Below are 16,149 nucleotides of genomic sequence, written 5' to 3' on the forward strand. Positions count from 1 at the left end.
TTGCTCACCGCGAAGTCGGCGAGGATCCCATTCCAAACCGCCAGCCGTCGCTAGGGACAGCCGTCGTCCACAGACAACCGTTGTCCACGGATACCACCGTCCACAGACGCCCGCCGCACTGCGCCGCCGCTGCGTAACGTGCCGCAGATGGAACTCGTGAGTGTCGCGCAGGCCGCCAGCCTCCTCGGCGTGACACCGACGAGAGTCCGGCAGCGGATCGCGGAAGGGTCGCTGCCCGCCGAGAAGGTGGGCAGAACGTGGGTGCTCGATCGGGCAACGGTTGTCCCAGCGGTGCCGGGTCGTCCGCTCGAGGCCGCCATGGCGCTCGCTGTCGCGGCGGCCTGGGACGGCATCCCCCCACGTCCGGCCTTCTGGCAGGAGGCACGGGTCCGCGCCAAGGTGCGGGAGATCGAGAACTGGTCGGACGACGACCTGCCGCGCGTGGTCAGCCACACCTTCGCGAGGCGGGCCCGGCGCCGGGTGATTCACCTGCCCCGGGCGAGGGTCGCGGCGCTGCGGGCGGACAGCCGCGTCCTCAAGTCCGGAGTGTGTGACCCCCGACTAGTCATCGTGTGTGAGCCGGCGAAACTACCGTCGCACGCATCCGTGCTCTTGGAGGCATACCTCCCGTGGCGCTACTTCGCCGCGGTTCTTCGGGACCACGGCCTGCCCTCGTGGGACCAGATGGGCAAGGACGCGTCACCCGGTTCGTCCCACGAGCTCACGACGGCGACAGCGACGGCGACGGCGACGGCGACGGCGACGGCGACGGACGCGGGGACCGAACTGCCGGTCGTGCTCCGCCGCTCCGACGGATGGCTTGAGCAGGTTCCACGACTCTTCAGCATGGCTGACCTCCTCGAGCGGGAGGACAACATCTGCACCGATGCGGCGGTCCGTCTCTTCCGGGGCAGACGTCGACTCCCGTGAGACCGTCTGCCGGGCATGCACTGTTCACGCACCGGACGACAGCCGGACGCCCGGGCGCCACGAGGCCGCCCTAGTTTCGGGCCTATGCGCACAACAATCGCTGCCGCCGCGCTGACCGCGGCATCCGTCCTGACCCTGCCGATGGTGGCCGCCGCCGCACCGGCCCCCGCCAGTCCCGCCGCGGGTGCCGCGGCGTCCGACCAGGGCCGCGGCCCCCACCTCGTCCCCACGCTCGAGCAGCGCGCCACGCTCTCCGCCGACCACCTCGCGGAGGGTCCGGCGTCGGGCGCGGCTGTCACCCCGGCCAACGGCCGTACCGGCCCGTTCGACGGTCAGGTGATCCCGGGTTTCTCCGCCATGGTCGACAACGGCGACGGCTCGTTCTGGGCCATGCCGGACAACGGCTTCGGCAACAAGCAGAACTCCGGCGACTTCCTCCTGCGCGTCTACCGCGTCACCCCGGACTGGGAGACGGTCGACGGCGGAGCCGGCGAGATCGCCGTCGAGGAATTCATCTCCCTGAGCGACCCCGACGGTCACATCGACTTCCCGATCGTCAACGACGGCACGCAGGAGCGCCTGCTCACCGGCAACGACTTCGACATCGAGTCGCTCGTGCGGGCCGAGGACGGCTCGTTCTGGATCGGCGAGGAGTTCGGGCCGTTCCTCCTGCACGTCGACGCCACGGGCAAGCTGCTCGAGGCGCCCGTACCGCTCCCGGACCTGCGCGCCGGCGCCTACGGCGCGCTCGAGTCGCCGCAGAGCCCGTACCTGGACGGCGAGGAGCCGCTCATCCGCAGCTCCAAGGGCTTCGAGGCCATGGCCGGCTCGAAGGACGGCCGCTACCTCTACCCGGTCCTCGAGGGAGCGATCACTGACGACGACCAGCAGCGCCGCCGCTGGATCTTCCAGTTCGACACCACCACCGGCGACTACACCGACCGGACCTGGCAGTACGAGGCGGACACCGACGCCAACCTCGTCGGCGACGCCTTCCTCGTCAAGAACGACCGCCTGCTCATCCTCGAGCGCGACGACTTCGACGGCCCCGCCTCGGTCACCAAGCGCGTGTACGAGATCGACCTGAGCGAGACCGACGACGCCGGGTACGTGGAGAAGGAGCTCGTCATCGACCTCCTCGACATCGCCAACCCCGACGGCATCGGCACGGCGACCTCCCGGGGTGCGTACGGCGTGGGCGAGGACTTCACCTTCCCGATGCAGTCCGTCGAGGTGGTGCTCCAGCTCGCCGACGGCCGCCTGCTCATCGCCAACGACAACAACTACCCCGGCAACGACGCCCGCTACCCCGGCACGCCGGACGACACCGAGATGATCGTCCTGGACCTCGAGCCGACGAACCGCGGCGGCCGGGGCGCCCAGGCCGGACCGAACGACCCGGTCGAGGTCATCGGTCACCGGGGCGCCTCGGGGTACCGCCCCGAGCACACCCTCGCCGCCTACGAGCTGGCCATGAACCAGTGCGTCGACTTCATCGAGCCCGACCTCGTCGCCACCAAGGACGGCGTGCTCGTCGCGCGCCACGAGAACGAGATCGGCGGCACCACCGACGTCGCCGACCACCCCGAGTTCGCCGACCGCCGCACCACGAAGACCATCGACGGCGCTGAGCTGACCGGCTGGTTCACCGAGGACTTCACGCTCGCCGAGCTGCGCACCCTGCGCGCCAAGGAGCGCATCCCGGGCACCCGCCCGGCCAGCACCGCCTTCGACGGCCTCTACGTGATCCCGACCTTCGAGGAGGTCGTGGACCTCGCCCGCCACTCCCGCACCTGCGACGGCGAGCCGATGGGCATCGCCCCGGAGATCAAGCACCCCACCTACTTCGACTCCATCGGGCTGTCGATGGAGGAGGGCGTCGCCGAGATCCTCGCGGCCAACGGCTACGGCGACAAGCAGGACCCGGTGGTCATCCAGAGCTTCGAGACCGCCAACCTGCGCGACCTGGACGGCCTGACCGACGTCGCCCTCGCCCAGCTGATCAACTGCTCCGGCGCTCCCTACGACCTCGTCGCAGCCGGTGACCCGCGCACGTACGCCGACCTCGCCACTGCCGAGGGCCTGAAGGAGATCGCCGGGTACGCCGACGTCCTCGGTGCCTGCAAGGACGTCATGATCCCGCGCGACGCCGACGGCAGGCTCGCCGCACCGTCGCCGGTGATCGCGGACGCGCACCGCGCCGGCCTCGAGGTGCACGGCTGGACGTTCCGCGCGGAGAACACCTTCCTGCCCACGGAGTTCCGCTCCTCGACCGACCCCGCCGCCCACGGGGACCTCGCCGGCGAGATCGCGGTGTTCCTGGAGGCGGGCATGGACGGGCTCTTCTCCGACCATCCGGACATCGCCGTCGCCGCGGCCGAGGACTTCGTCGCCGCGCAGCACCCCGGCCGCGGCTGATCCCGACCCGGCCTCGCGGCTGATTCCATGACCCCGCCCCCCGGCTGACCGCGACCGCCGGACGGCGCCCCTGCGGCGCCGTTCGGCGGCGTTTTTCACCCGGGTTATTTCCGGACTGCCTCTGGATTCCTCGCGGCGGTGCCGCTACCTTGGCGGCCCGGGCACGACGCGGTGCCTGGGATCGATCGGGTCCGGGGTGGGGTCATCGACGACCTCGCCGCTCCACCTCCCGGGCCCGCTGACCTCGCCCCGGAACGGGGCGGGAGGGGGAACGATGAGCAACTCAGTCACCCGTGCGGTGGTCGGAGCCTCGGCCGCCGCACTCGCTCTCGCCGGCCTCGCGGCACCCGCCGCGGCCGACCACTCGGCGGACCCGCCAGATGACCTCGGCAGCGCCGGCGACGCCATCATCACCGTGCCGATCAACGACAGCGCCGCCGGCGGCACCTACTACCAGCCGTTCGAGCAGGCCTACGCGGGGACCACCGCGGACGGCACCCCGGTCTACGTCTACGTCCCCGTCGGCGCGCTGGACGGCGCGGAGGGCGTGCACAGCCTCGACCCGTCCTTCGACCACGACCCAGACGACGAGTTCCTCCCCTGCGCCGACCGCAGCGCCGAGGACTACGAGCTCACGCAGGAGCAGATCGAATACCTCGGCGACACCCTCGCGAAACAGATCGTCCAGGTGAACGAGGAGCACTTCGGGGAGATGGGCCCGGCGAACCCCGACGACCCGGCGAGCGACTCCCTCGTCACGCTCGTGTACAACGTCCAGGACGACTTCTACTACGACTGCTCGGTCACGTCCTACACGGCCGGCTACTTCGCGCCCGACTTCATGACGTCGCTGGGCATGAACGTGATCGTGCTCGACGCCCTCGAGTGGGAGAACCGGGTGGGCGAGGACCCGAGCGACGCGCCCTGGAGCGACGGCGACCCGGCCAACGACCGGCCCGAGCTCTACGAGGGCGTCATCGCCCACGAGCTCGAGCACCTGCTGATGAACTACTCCGACGCCGGCGAGCTGTCCTGGGTCGACGAGGGTCTGGCCGACATGGCCGCGTTCCTCAACGGCTTCGACATGACCGGCAGCCACCTGACCTACCAGCAGGTCTTCCACCGGGAGACCTCCCTGACGCGGTGGGGCGGCGGGCTGGAGAACTACGGCGCGTCCTTCAGCTACTTCGCCTACCTGTGGGAGCGGGCCGGCGGGAACGGCGGGGGCGACCTGACCCCGGACCTGGAGTACGACGACGCCGGCGGAGACCTGCTGATCAAGCTGATCTTCGCCGAGGAGGCCGACTCGATGGAGGGCGTCCAGACCGCCATCGACGAGTTCAACGCCCGCACCGGCGCCGGCCTGGCGTCCGCGGCGGAGCTGTTCCAGGACTGGGCCGTGACGATGTACCTCGACGACGAGGACTCGGCGCTGTGGGACCTTGAGAACTTCGACCTGGGTCCGGCCTCGGGCGGCTGGACCGTCGACATCGCGAACGACGAGTTCTGGGACGACCGCGGCAGTTACATCGGCTCCCTGCCGGAGGCGAAGTGGGACCGGGCTGCCAACCGGCCCGCCGGTGACGCCCTGCCGTTCGGCGTCTCCTACGAGAAGTTCCGCAACCCCGGCCCGTTCGTCTCGCTCGACTTCACGGGCGAGGCGGCCTCCGAGGTGACGCCGCACTCCGGCGCCACGCACTGGTGGGGCGGGTACGCGAGCCAGTCCGACACCGTGCTCGGACTCGAGACCGCGGTGACCGGCGGTGACACCGTCACCTTCTGGAACTGGCACTTCATCGAGGAGGGCTGGGACTACGGCTTCGTCGAGGCGCTCGTGGACGGCGCGTGGGTGACCGTCCCGGTGACCGACGTCGCCACCGGCGACACCGTCTCCACCGGCGACGACCCGCACGGCAACAACACCGAGGGCAACGGCATCACCGGCACGTCGGGCGGTGCGTACTTCGTGGACGAGCCGCAGTACCTCGAGTACTCGGTGACCGTGCCGGCGGGGGCCACGGACCTGAGGTGGCGCTACTCCACCGACGCGGCCTACCTCGACACCGGCTGGTTCGTCGACGACGTCGCCGTCAACGGCACGGCCGCCACCGTCGCCCCGGAGGGCGACGGCTGGGTGGAGACCGACGGCAGGCAGGACAACAACTGGACCGTCCAGGTCATCTCCACCTGCGACCTCACCCCGGGCACGGACTCCGCGGGCGAGCTCACCGACGACGCCGGGAACTTCGTGTACCGCTTCACCGGTGACTCGTTCACCACCCCGGTGCTCGACACCCGTTGCGCCAACGGGCCGAGCTCCGACTTCGTGGTGTCGATCTCGAACCTGCCCACCGGCGACCTCGCGGTCCTCGACGCGAGCTACGACTTCGACGTCGTGAAGCGCAGCCGCGGCTAGCCCGGAAGGTGCGGCCCGTTCTCGCGGGCGAGGAGGTACCTCCGAGCGGCGACGGCGTCCGGCACCCTGCCGGGCGCCGTCGCCCTGCGTCCGGGGTTGAGCGACGCCGTGTCCCGCGCCCGGACCGTGGGGGCGCCGTGGGCCGCGTCCGGGCTGCGCGGTGCGCCCCGACAGCCGTGTCGGCGGTCCGTGATGGACTGGGCCCATGAGCGAACCCGAAGCCGCAGTGCCCGACGACGTCGCCGCCTACCTCGACGCCGCCCCTGAGCAGCGGCGGGACCTGGTGCGCGAGGTCTTCGGCACAGTCGCCGGCGCGATGCCGTCGGGCTACGAGCTCGGGATGCACTGGGGGATGCCCGGCTGGGTGGTCCCGCTGGAGCGGTTCCCCGACACCTACAACGGCCGGCCGCTGAGCTACGTCAGCATCGGCGCGCAGAAGAACTACGTGTCGGTGTACCTGATGGGCGTGTACTCCGTGCCCGAGGAGGTCGAAGCCTTCCGCGCCGCGTGGAAGGCCGGCACCGGGCGGGTCGACATGGGGAAGTCCTGCCTGCGGCTGAGGAAGTCTGCCGACGTCGACCACGAGCTGCTCGCGCGCACCGTCGCCGGCATGCCGGTCGAGCGGTTCCTCGACACGTACCAGCGCATCCAGGCGCGCTGACCCGCGCTCGGGGCCGGCGGGCGCTCAGGCCGGCGGTACCGGCTGACGGGCACGCGGGCTGCTCAGGTCGGCCCGTACCGGCTGACGGTGAACGGGAAACCCTGCGGGTCGACGAGCTCGGCCACCCGTGAGTCGTCGACGTCGAACGGCTCCGCCGCCACCGACCCGCCGAGCTCGCGGGCACGGGCGGCCACGCCGTCGGGATCGGCGACGGCGAAGGTGACGTTCCAGCGCGGCGTCCCCTCCGCCGTCGCCACGATCCAGCCGACGGCGTCGGAGAAGCTGGGCGGGGCGCCGGCCTCCGCGTGCCGGGCGAGGGTCCCAGGGTTGCGCTGCTCGAGGACGTCGGAGTAGCCGGGGCGGCGCACCATCAGCAGGTCGGGCCCGACCTCGGTGGTCTCCCACCCGAAGACGTTGCCGTAGAACTCCGCGGCCGCCTCGGGGTCGGGGGTGTGCAGCTCGTTGAAGTTCCAGGAGTTCGCCACGTTGACGACGTCCGCGCCGTCGTGACGCCCGCCCTGCCAGGCCCCGAAGACCGCGCCGGCCGGGTCCTCGAACCGTGTGCGCCGGCCGCCGTCGAACGCCTCGTGGGACGGCTCGCGCACGAGCCCCCCGGCGTCGAGCACCCGGCGCTCGGTCGCGTCCAGCTCGTCCACCCGGACGTACATGGTCCAGCCCGGGTTGCCGATCGCGAGCGCGCCGATGCCCGCGACATCCCCGTCCGGCAGGCTCGCCACCCGGTACGGGCCGGGGGCGTCGTCGAGCTCCCGGAACCGCCACCCGAAGAGGTGACCGTAGAACTCGGCGGCGGGGCCGGGGGCGGCGGTGAGCAGATCCATCCAGGCGGGCACGCCATGCGGGTAGCGCGGGACGTCCGTGGGGGTGGGGGCCATGCCTCCACGGTAGGGCCGCGCGCGGGCGCCGCGCCACGGAACTCGTCCCCGACGCCGGCCGGACGGATCGCGTTCACCCTCATCGGGCGCGGATCATCCGCAACTGCCCTTGCGGCGGCCGTCCTCCACCGGCCACGCTGGGCCTCACCGTGCCCGGGGCGGAGGTGCAATGCCGCAGATCGTGCTCGTCGACGACCACCCCGTGGTCCGGCTCGGTCTGCGGGCTCTGCTCGCCGAGGAGCCCGACCTCGCGATCGTCGGTGAGGCGGCGCGGATCGAGGACGCCGTCCGCGCCGTCGACCTTCGCCGCCCGGACCTCGTGGTCCTCGACGTCCGGCTCGAGGGCAGGCCGGCCGGGCCGGACCTGTGCCGGACGCTCAAGGGCCTGCCCGTCCGCCCCGCCGTCCTCGTGCTCACCGCCCGGGCCGCGGCCGAGGAGGTCACCGCGATGTACCTCGCCGGGGCCGACAGCTTCGTGGACCAGACGATGGCGCCCGACGAGCTGGTCGCGACCGTCCGCGCCACGCTCGACGGCCGGCGGGTGTGGGTGCCGCACCCGCGCCCACCGGTCGGACGCGGGGGCGCCGGCGCCGACCGGCTCCGCGAGCACCTCACGCCGCGCGAGCGTGAGGTGCTGGGCCTGCTGCTCCAGCGCCGCACCAACGCCGAGATCGCCCGCGCCCTCCACCTCGGCCTGCCGACCGTGAAGACCCACGTCAGCGCCGTGCTGCGCAAGCTCGGCCTGACCCGCCGGCTCGACCTCTTCGTCGACGTCGCCTGAGGTTCGCGCCGACACCACCGCCCGGCCGGGACCGGCGCCCCGGGTGCCTCAGTGCGCCCAGGGCTCGAGGACGACGGCGCTCCCTCCGCCGAACCGGGTCGGCTCCGCGGCCGCCAGCAGGCCGTCGTCGCCCAGGAGCTGGACGCCGTTGGCGTTGCCGATGGGATCCTCCGTCGGCGCGGGCAGGTTGTGCCCGTACGCCCTCAGCGCCTCCTGCGCCGCCGCCGGCAGGCCCGCCTCGAAGTTGGTGTTCTCGCTGTTCAGGTTGGCCAGCCGCGGCGCGGCGATGGCGTCCGGCAGCGCCATGTCCAGGTCGATGAGGTTGACGGTGACCTGGAGCACGGTCGTGATGATGGTGGCGCCGCCGGGCGTGCCGTACGCGGCGAACGGCTTCCCGTCCGGGTCGAGGACGATCGTCGGGCTGATGCTGCTCCGCGGGCGCTTCCCGCCCTCCGGGGAGTTGGCCAGACCCGGGTCGGTGGCGAAGTCGGTGAGCTCGTTGTTGAGCAGGAACCCGTAGCCGTCGACGGCGATCCCGCTGCCGCCGATCTGCTCGATGGAGAAGGTGAGGGCGACGATGTTGCCCCACCGGTCCGTCGTCGTCAGGTGCGTGGTGGAGCCCGCGGTCGCAGGTGCCGAGGCGAGGACGACGCCGTCGTCCGCGGCGCCCTCGGGGGTGCCGGCGGGCAGGGGCTTCTCGGTCGCGGCGAACGGCTCGAGGATCAGCTCGCGGCGCTCGTCCGCGAAGTCCTGAGAGAGCAGCCCGTCGACGGGGACGTCCACGAAGTCGGGGTCCCCGAGGTACTTGCCACGGTCGGCGAACGCGAGCGCCTCGGCCTCGATGAGCAGGTGGAGCACGTCGCTGTCCGGCAGCTCGGAGAGGTCGTAGCCCTCGAGGATGTTCAGCGCCTCGCCCACCGTGGTCCCGCCGGACGACGGCGGCCCCATCCCGAAGACCGTGTGGTCGCGGTAGTCCACCATCGTGGGGTCGCGCCACTTCGCCTCGTACTCGTCGAGGTCCTCCAGCTCCATCAGCCCGGGCCGGACGTTGCGGGTGACGCCCTGCGCCACCGGCGGCTCCTGGACCGTGTCCACGATCGCCTCGGCGATCTCGCCCTCGTAGAAGGCGTCCGCACCCTCCCTGGCGATCAGCTTGTAGGTCCTGGCGAGGTCCGGGTTGCGGAAGACGCTGCCCTCCTCCGGCGCGGCCCCGTCGACGAGGAAGGTCTCGCTCGAGGAGCTGAAGTCCCGGAAGATCTCCAGGTTGTCCTCGGTCCGGTTCACGTACTCGGCGTCGACGACGAACCCGCGCTCAGCCACCACACGCGCGGGCTGGAGCAGCTTGTGCAGCGGCATGGTGCCGTACTCCTCCAGCGCCAGCTCCCAGCCGGCCACCAGCCCGGGTACGCCCTGGGAGAGGCCGGAGACGCGGCGCTCGTCGAACGGGATCGGCTGGCCGTTCTCGAGGAAGACGGTGGGCGGCGTGGCCAGCGGCGCCGTCTCGCGGGCGTCGATGGAGGTGACCTCGTCCTCCTCGGCGTCGTAGATGAGGAAGAACCCGCCGCCGCCGATGCTGCCGTCGTAGGGCCGGGTGACGCCGAGCATGGCGGAGGCGGCGATCGCGGCGTCGACGGCGTTGCCGCCCTTCTCGAGGATCTCCAGGCCCGCGGCGGTCGCGTACGGGTCCAGCGCGGTGACGGCGCCGCCGAAGCCGGTGGCGACGGCCTGCTTGTCGGGCGGGTGCGGGCGGCCGTTGTCGTCCTTGTCGCCGTCGCCCTTGCCGTGCGCCCCGGCCGGGCCCGCCCCGACGACGAGCGCGGCGACCAGCGCGAGAGCCATGACCAGCAGCGCGAGGACCCGTCCTCGGCGCAGCGCGGATCCAGACATGTCCGTTCCCCTCGACGGCGCCGGGTCCTCGTCGACCCGGCGGTGGTGCGGCAGACGGTAGCCCGCGCCCGTTCGCAGCGGATCAGCCCTGAGGGATGAGCCCGCGAGGTCACAGCGCGACTGGGCCAGAGGTCACGGCTCGTGCGCCCGTCCCCGGGGGACAGTGGACGCGTAACCCACCACGACCACGGAGGCCGACATGAAGGCATGGCAGTTCATCACCACCAACGAGCCTCTGGTTCTCGCCGACATCGCCGAGCCTGTGCCGGGTCCCGGCGAGGTGGTGCTCGACATCAGGGCGGCGGGCCTGTGCCACTCCGACGTCGGCGCGATGACCGATCCCGGCTGGCTCGCCCTCATCCCGAACCGCCCGATCGTCATCGGCCACGAGATCGCCGGCGTCGTCTCCGCCGTCGGCGAGGGAGTGACGGACGTGACGGTCGGCGACCGGGTCGGGGTGTGCCCCACCGCCAGCGAGGGTGCCCCCGGCTACGCCCGTGACGGCGGCTTCACCTACAAGCACCGGGTGGCCGCGGCCGACCTCGTGCTGATGCCCCCGGAGCTCAGCTTCGAGCTGGCCGCGCTGGGCACCGACGCCGGCATGACCTCCTACCACGCTGTCATGGTCCAGGGCCGGGTGAAGGCCGGCGACAAGGTCGGCATCGTCGGCCTGGGCGGCCTCGGCCAGGTCGGCGCGCGCATCGCCGTCGTCACCGGCGCCGAGGTGCACGTCGCCGAGATCAACCGCGAGGTGTGGCCGCTGGCGGAGAAGATCGGCGCCACCTCCGTCGTCGCCGACGTCGCCGAGTGGGCCGGGCGGGACTTCGACGTGATCGTCGACTTCGCCGGCTACGGGGACACCACGGCGAGGTCGATCGACGCGGTCCGCCGCGACGGCCGCATCGTCGTGGTCGGCATGGGCACCCTCGAGTCCACCATCAACACCCGCGACCTCATTCTCAAGCAGGCGGTGGTCATCGGCTCGAACGGCGGCACCAAGGATGACGTCGCGGCGGTCTACGAGATGCTGGCGAGCGGCGACCTCGAGCCGGTCGTCAACCTGATCGGGTTCGACGAGATCCCCGACGGTCTCGAACAGCTCCGCGAGCACTCGGTCACCGGGCGGGTCGTCGCCACCATCGGCAACTGACCCCCAGGCACGAGGGGTCATCCCCCCGCCGAGCTCCGGCACCTCGGCGGGGCGGGGCCGCCCGGCGTCAGCGTCAGCGTCAGCGTCAGCGTCAGCGTCAGCGTCAGCGTCAGCGGATCGTGATCGAGCGGTCGAGGAAGGCCAGCACCTTCTCGGAGCCGAACGGCCACAGGCCGCCGAGTGCCCCGGGGGCGTCCTTGCCGAAGGTCGGCAGCCCGGGCAGGCTCGGGCCGGCGGAGACGGTCCGGACGGGCGCGTCGTCGGGCAGCCTGCCGAGGCGCCGGGCGGCGGCCAGGCCGGCGTCGAGGTCGCCGAGCTCGTCCACGAGGCCGATCTCCTTCGCGTCCTGGCCGCTCCAGATCCGGCCGCGGCCGATCTCGTCGACGCGCTCCCTGCTGAGGTGGCGGCCGGCGGCCACGCGGTCGACGAACCTGACGTACACCTCGTCCATCATCTTCTCCGCCCACGCGCGCTCTTCGTCGGAGAAGGGGCGGTGCGGGCTCTCGAACAGGGCGCGGTCGCGGCCGACGACCTCGGGGTTGAGGCCGTGCCGGTCGTCGAACTGGGACAGCACCGGCTTGCCGACCACCACGCCGATGCTGCCGGTGATCGTGTACGGGTCGGCGACCACGTGGTCGGCCTGCGCGAGCACGTAGTACCCGCCGGACCCGGCGACCTCGCCCATGACCGCGACCACCGGCTTGGTGCACCGGGCGACGGCGCGGCACACGACGTCGGAGGCGAGCGCGGAGCCGCCCGGCGAGTCGACGAACAGCACGACGGCCTTGGTGTGCTCGTCGCGGTCGGCCTTGCGCAGGGCGGCGACGACGGAGTCGGACCCGGACATCGGGCCGGGGAGGAACGGCAGCGGCGGCGTCCCCCGGGAACGGCCGGAGACGATCGGGCCGACGACCGGCACCACGGCGACGCCGTCGGCCTTCCGGCCGATCTTCCTCATCGCCAGGTCCGGCATCATCAGCTCGATCGTGCGGCCCCAGTGCTGGTCGACGGGGGTGACGATCTCGTCGTCGTAGGCGATGCGGGTGATGAGGCCGACGTCGAGGAGCTGCTGGGCGTTGGTCAGCGTCGTCTCGAACAGCGACTCGTCGTCGGCGCCGCGCGCCTCGGGGACGTGCGCGAGCCAGCTGCGCTCGGCGGAGCGGAGGTAGGCGGTGAGCTGCTCGCGGTCGTACTCGTCCATGTGGTCCTGGGAGAACCGGGTCAGGGCGGACTTGTACTCCCGGATGCGCAGGTTCTCGAAGGTGATGCCGTGCCGGCCGAGGAAGGCGCCGTAGAAGACCTGCTCGGCGGCGAAGCCGGGCAGGGAGACCTCGGCGGACTCGGGGGCGACGACCTCGGTCAGCGGCGCCGTCGCCAGCAGGCTGCGCATGGTGACCTGCGGGACGTACCCGACCACCCGCTTGCTCTCCGCGAGGCGGCCCAGGGCGAGACCGATCGCGTGCGCGGTGGCGAGCCCGACCTTGAGCTCGCCGAGGCGGACCAGCACGCCGCGCACCCACTCGGCCCCGGCGAGCTTCTCGAGCCGCGCCGTGAGGGCCTCGAAGGACTCGTTGCGCTGCAGCAGGTCCTGCACCGGGGCGTTGGTGCGGTGCGTCGGGTAGTGGCCGTGGAGGTCGAGCACCACCCAGTCCGGGGTGCCGTCCGCCGCGGTTCCGCGGGCCAGGGACAGGCGTAGCTTCTCGGGCAGAGGGGCCATGGTCCAGCGTAGCCAGCGATTCTCGGTCCTCGGGCGTGGACGGACCGGCCTCCGGATCCCGGCTTCTGGGGGTTTCCGTTTCCGCGGGCCCGAAAGTCCACTCGCGGCGCGCGGGTCGGGAGTACGTTTCGATCCGTACCGCCCGTCAACCTCCTCCCCCTGGAGTCCCCTTCATGAGAACCGCCGCGCGCGGGCGACCCGCCCTGCTCCGGACCGTCGGGATCGCGTCGTCGGCAGCCCTGCTGGGCGCCCTGGCCGTGGCGCTGCCGCCGGGGGCGGCGGCCGCACCCGTGCCGTGGGAGCACGACACGACCGTCGACCTCCTCGCCCTCGACAAGAACTTCGCGCCGGCGCCCACCGTTGCCGACTGGGACGGCGACGGGCGGGACGACCTCGTCGTCGGGCTCCGCTCGTCCGACCAGCTCGGCGGCGTGGCCGTGGCGCTGCGGGAGGACGACGGCGATCTGGCCCCTCTCGTCCCGGCCTTCGACAGCGGCACCGCGACCAGCACCACGGGATGGACGCTGTACATGCGCCCGGCCGTGGGCGACTGGGACGGCGACGGGGACCAGGATCTGCTGTTCGGGACCTACTCCAGCAACAAGGGCGTGCTCCTCTGCGAGAACGTCGCCGAGGCTGGCGCGCCCGTCGTCCGCGGCGAGGACTGCACGCCGCTGCGCACCGCCGCCGGCGCCCTCGTCGGCGCGACCACGGGCAGCACGGTCGCCTACGTCTCGCCCGAGCTCGTGGACTGGGACCTCGACGGGGACCTCGACCTCCTCGTCGGCACCGGCGCGTCCGCGGCGGAGAAGGCCGTGCGCCTGTACCGCAACGTCGGCAGCGCCACGACCCCGGTCCTCGCGGGCCCCGTGACCGTGGTCGCGCGGAGCAGCACGGCGGGCCTTGCCGGGGAGAGCTACTTCGAGCCCACGGTCGTCGACATCGACGACGACGGCCGCCGGGACCTCCTCGTGGCCGGCAGCCAGGTCGGCGCCTCCCGGGAGTTCACCCTCCACCAGTGCCTCAACACCGGCACCGACGCCGCCCCGTCCTTCGCCGCCTGCTCGCCCACCCGGCTCCCCGGGCTCGTGAACAACACGGTCGCGGCCACCGACTGGGACGAGGACGGCTACCTCGACCTGCTGCGCGGCTTCCACTCCGGCTTCATCACGAACCCGGTGACCCTCCTGCACGGCAGGGCCCCGGACAGCGACGGCGACGGCATGTCGGACTCCATCGACAACTGCGTGGCCGTGCCCAACCCGCCGGACATGATGCTCGACAAGGCCAACGCGGTCCAGATCGACACCGACCGCGACGGGCTCGGCGACGTCTGCGACCCGGACGACGACGCCGACGCCGTGGTCGACACCGCGGACATCTGCCCGCTGACCACGAACGAGGACCAGTCCGACGTCGACGGCGACGGCCGTGGGGACGTCTGCGACGCGCGCGACGACCGCCCCGCCCACCCGGGCGCCGGCACCTACGAGGTCGCGCAGGCCGACCGCATCGGGTGGGGCCGCAAGCCGGTGATCATGCTGCGCGCCGACGCCATGTCCGTGGGCTACCGCAGCGAGATCGCCGAGGCGCTGTCCACCGAGGCCATCGACCGGGGGCTGCCCTTCTCCCTGGCGCTCATCCCGTGGGACACCGCACGGCTGGCCGGCTCCGGCACCCCGGAGTTCCTCAGCTCCGTGATCGCCGACCCGAACTTCGAGGTGGTCCACCACGGGACCTACCACACGTGCGTCTACACGCCGTACGTCGAGAAGTACGGCCCGTCGGCGGCGGAGTTCGACTGCGGCATGGACGTCTCCCGCGCGTTCAACCTGCTCAGGGTGGGCCAGCAGGCGATCACGGACACCGTCGACACGGACCGGGCGAGCCACCAGCTCACCGGGTTCATCCCGCCGACGGACGCCTATGACGACGCCGCCGGCGAGGCCATGCAGGCCGCCGGCTACAGCTGGGTCTCCTCCGCCTGGTACGCCGAGCCGGCCGGCCGGGAGGACTTCGCCTACGTCGACGACACCGGCCTGGTCCACATCCCGTGGTCGCAGATCGCGTGCGGCAACGGCGCGGCGTCCTGGACGAACTGCCAGGCGCCCGTCAGCCAGGGGATCGCCGCCCACAGCGGCGTGGACTGCGACGTCGCCGAGCTCTGCGCCCCGACCAGGGACGGCAAGGACTACTCCGACTGGCAGCGGCACGCCGACAACTCCCTCGCGGACCGGTGCGAGAACGACTTCGACCGGTACGGGATGTGCGAGGTCCTCTTCGAGCTGACCTCCTACGACGGCGACTTCGCCACGGGCAGCCTGGACGCCCGCGCCTTCGCGGGCTACCAGCAGACGCTCACGGAGCTCGAGGACCTGGCCGGGCGGACCGGGGCGGTCTTCATGACGCTCGGGGACTACGCCGCGGCGCTGCAGGCCGAGGACCACGTCGCGCCCGCCATCGCCGTCGCCACGCCGGAGGGGGCCGAGTACTCCTACACCGGGACGTTCACGGTGGACGTGGAGGTCTCCGACGACCTCAGCGGTGTGCACCACGTGGAGATCACGCTCGACGGCGAGGCGGTCGCCGACGGCGCGAACGTCGACCTGGCGGCACTCGCCCTCGGCGAGCACGTCCTGTCCGTCACGGCGGAGGACGTCGCCGGGAACCGCAGCACCTCGGAGGTCACGTTCACCGTGATCGACGACGTCGCACCGGAGATCACGGTCCTCAGCCCCACGGCGGGGGCGTACCTCCACCACGAGACCGTCGTGGTGGACGTCGCTGTCACCGACGCCCGCAGCGACGTCGCCGAGGTCGCCGTCACCCTGGACGGGGAGCCGGTGGACGACGGCGCCACGATCGACCTCCTCGACCTCGCCCTCGGGGACCACACCCTCGCGGTGGTGGCGACCGACGCGGCGGGCAACCGGTCCGACGCGAGCGTGACCTTCACGGTCGAGGCGACGGTCGGCTCCCTCCGGGCGACCGTCGAGCGGTACGTCGCCGACGGGTCGATCACCAACCCGGGCACGATCACGAGTCTGCGGCAGCTGCTCGACGCCGCAGGCACCGCGGTCGCGGACGGCCGGACCGGCGCCGCCGCGAACCAGCTGGGGGCGTTCGAGCACCTGCTCGCGGCGCAGTCCGGCAGGCACGTGCCGGACGAGGTCGCCGGGCTGCTGCGCACTGACAGCGCGGCCGTGCGGGGCGCGCTCGGCAGACCGCGCGTGTGACGAGGTGTCCCCGGGGCCCACGGCCCCGGGGACGCTCGTGCTCCGGGCACGTTGCAGCTC

Annotated in this window: 10 protein-coding genes; 7 read left to right on the plus strand and 3 right to left on the minus strand. The window is 72.4% G+C overall.

Annotated features, from left to right (window positions below; all coding sequences use genetic code 11):
- Nucleotides 1-147 precede the first annotated feature (147 nt).
- From KZX45_RS16995 to KZX45_RS17010, 4 genes are all read left to right on the plus strand, one after another.
- Nucleotides 148-930 carry an excisionase family DNA-binding protein gene (locus KZX45_RS16995; protein WP_248258946.1) on the plus strand — a complete coding sequence of 261 codons (783 nt, stop codon included), beginning with the start codon at nucleotides 148-150 and terminating at the stop codon, nucleotides 928-930.
- Between the two features lie 84 nt (nucleotides 931-1,014).
- Nucleotides 1,015-3,348 (plus strand): esterase-like activity of phytase family protein, encoded by a 2,334-nt coding sequence (locus KZX45_RS17000; protein ID WP_248258947.1) that lies wholly within the window; start codon nucleotides 1,015-1,017, stop codon nucleotides 3,346-3,348.
- 274 nt (nucleotides 3,349-3,622) lie between these two features.
- Complete coding sequence (locus KZX45_RS17005) at nucleotides 3,623-5,764, plus strand: immune inhibitor A (protein WP_248258948.1); 2,142 nt, start codon at nucleotides 3,623-3,625, stop codon at nucleotides 5,762-5,764.
- A 205-nt stretch (nucleotides 5,765-5,969) separates the two neighbouring features.
- Nucleotides 5,970-6,425 carry a DUF1801 domain-containing protein gene (locus KZX45_RS17010; RefSeq protein ID WP_248258949.1) on the plus strand — a complete coding sequence of 152 codons (456 nt, stop codon included), beginning with the start codon at nucleotides 5,970-5,972 and terminating at the stop codon, nucleotides 6,423-6,425.
- A gap of 62 nt (nucleotides 6,426-6,487) precedes the next feature.
- On the opposite strand, the gene KZX45_RS17015 is transcribed toward KZX45_RS17010, so the two are convergent.
- A complete protein-coding gene (locus KZX45_RS17015; protein WP_248258950.1) occupies nucleotides 6,488-7,318 on the minus strand; it encodes a VOC family protein in 831 nt (276 codons plus the stop codon).
- 169 nt (nucleotides 7,319-7,487) lie between these two features.
- On the opposite strand from KZX45_RS17015, the gene KZX45_RS17020 reads away from it, so the two are divergent.
- Entirely contained in the window at nucleotides 7,488-8,099 is a 612-nt protein-coding gene (locus KZX45_RS17020; protein WP_248258951.1) for a response regulator transcription factor, read from the plus strand.
- A 48-nt stretch (nucleotides 8,100-8,147) separates the two neighbouring features.
- On the opposite strand, the gene ggt is transcribed toward KZX45_RS17020, so the two are convergent.
- A complete protein-coding gene (gene ggt, locus KZX45_RS17025; protein ID WP_248258952.1) occupies nucleotides 8,148-9,986 on the minus strand; it encodes a gamma-glutamyltransferase in 1,839 nt (612 codons plus the stop codon).
- Between the two features lie 199 nt (nucleotides 9,987-10,185).
- Between ggt and KZX45_RS17030 the strand changes: the two genes are divergently transcribed.
- Entirely contained in the window at nucleotides 10,186-11,136 is a 951-nt protein-coding gene (locus KZX45_RS17030; protein WP_248258953.1) for a zinc-binding dehydrogenase, read from the plus strand.
- Nucleotides 11,137-11,245: 109 nt separating this feature from the next.
- Here KZX45_RS17030 and KZX45_RS17035 read toward each other — a convergent pair whose 3' ends face one another.
- On the minus strand, nucleotides 11,246-12,853 hold the full coding sequence (locus KZX45_RS17035) for a S49 family peptidase (RefSeq protein ID WP_248258954.1): 1,608 nt from the start codon (nucleotides 12,851-12,853) through the stop codon (nucleotides 11,246-11,248).
- A gap of 173 nt (nucleotides 12,854-13,026) precedes the next feature.
- Here KZX45_RS17035 and KZX45_RS17040 point away from each other — a divergent pair, with 173 nt between their 5' ends.
- Nucleotides 13,027-16,089: an FG-GAP-like repeat-containing protein gene (locus KZX45_RS17040; protein ID WP_248258955.1), complete on the plus strand. Its 3,063-nt coding sequence runs from the start codon at nucleotides 13,027-13,029 to the stop codon at nucleotides 16,087-16,089.
- Nucleotides 16,090-16,149 lie beyond the last annotated feature (60 nt).

Origin of the sequence: Georgenia sp. EYE_87 (genome assembly GCF_023148685.1) — a bacterium.
Classification (GTDB): Bacteria; Actinomycetota; Actinomycetes; order Actinomycetales; family Actinomycetaceae; genus Georgenia.

Coding starts and splice junctions, on each gene's coding strand:
- KZX45_RS16995 (WP_248258946.1), top strand. CDS start 148: ATGGAACTCGTGAGTGTCGCGCAGGCCGCCAGCCTCCTCGGCGTGACA.
- KZX45_RS17020 (WP_248258951.1), top strand. CDS start 7,488: ATGCCGCAGATCGTGCTCGTCGACGACCACCCCGTGGTCCGGCTCGGT.
- KZX45_RS17035 (WP_248258954.1), bottom strand. CDS start 12,853: ATGGCCCCTCTGCCCGAGAAGCTACGCCTGTCCCTGGCCCGCGGAACC.
- KZX45_RS17040 (WP_248258955.1), top strand. CDS start 13,027: ATGAGAACCGCCGCGCGCGGGCGACCCGCCCTGCTCCGGACCGTCGGG.
- KZX45_RS17030 (WP_248258953.1), top strand. CDS start 10,186: ATGAAGGCATGGCAGTTCATCACCACCAACGAGCCTCTGGTTCTCGCC.
- KZX45_RS17000 (WP_248258947.1), top strand. CDS start 1,015: ATGCGCACAACAATCGCTGCCGCCGCGCTGACCGCGGCATCCGTCCTG.
- ggt (WP_248258952.1), bottom strand. CDS start 9,986: ATGTCTGGATCCGCGCTGCGCCGAGGACGGGTCCTCGCGCTGCTGGTC.
- KZX45_RS17005 (WP_248258948.1), top strand. CDS start 3,623: ATGAGCAACTCAGTCACCCGTGCGGTGGTCGGAGCCTCGGCCGCCGCA.
- KZX45_RS17010 (WP_248258949.1), top strand. CDS start 5,970: ATGAGCGAACCCGAAGCCGCAGTGCCCGACGACGTCGCCGCCTACCTC.
- KZX45_RS17015 (WP_248258950.1), bottom strand. CDS start 7,318: ATGGCCCCCACCCCCACGGACGTCCCGCGCTACCCGCATGGCGTGCCC.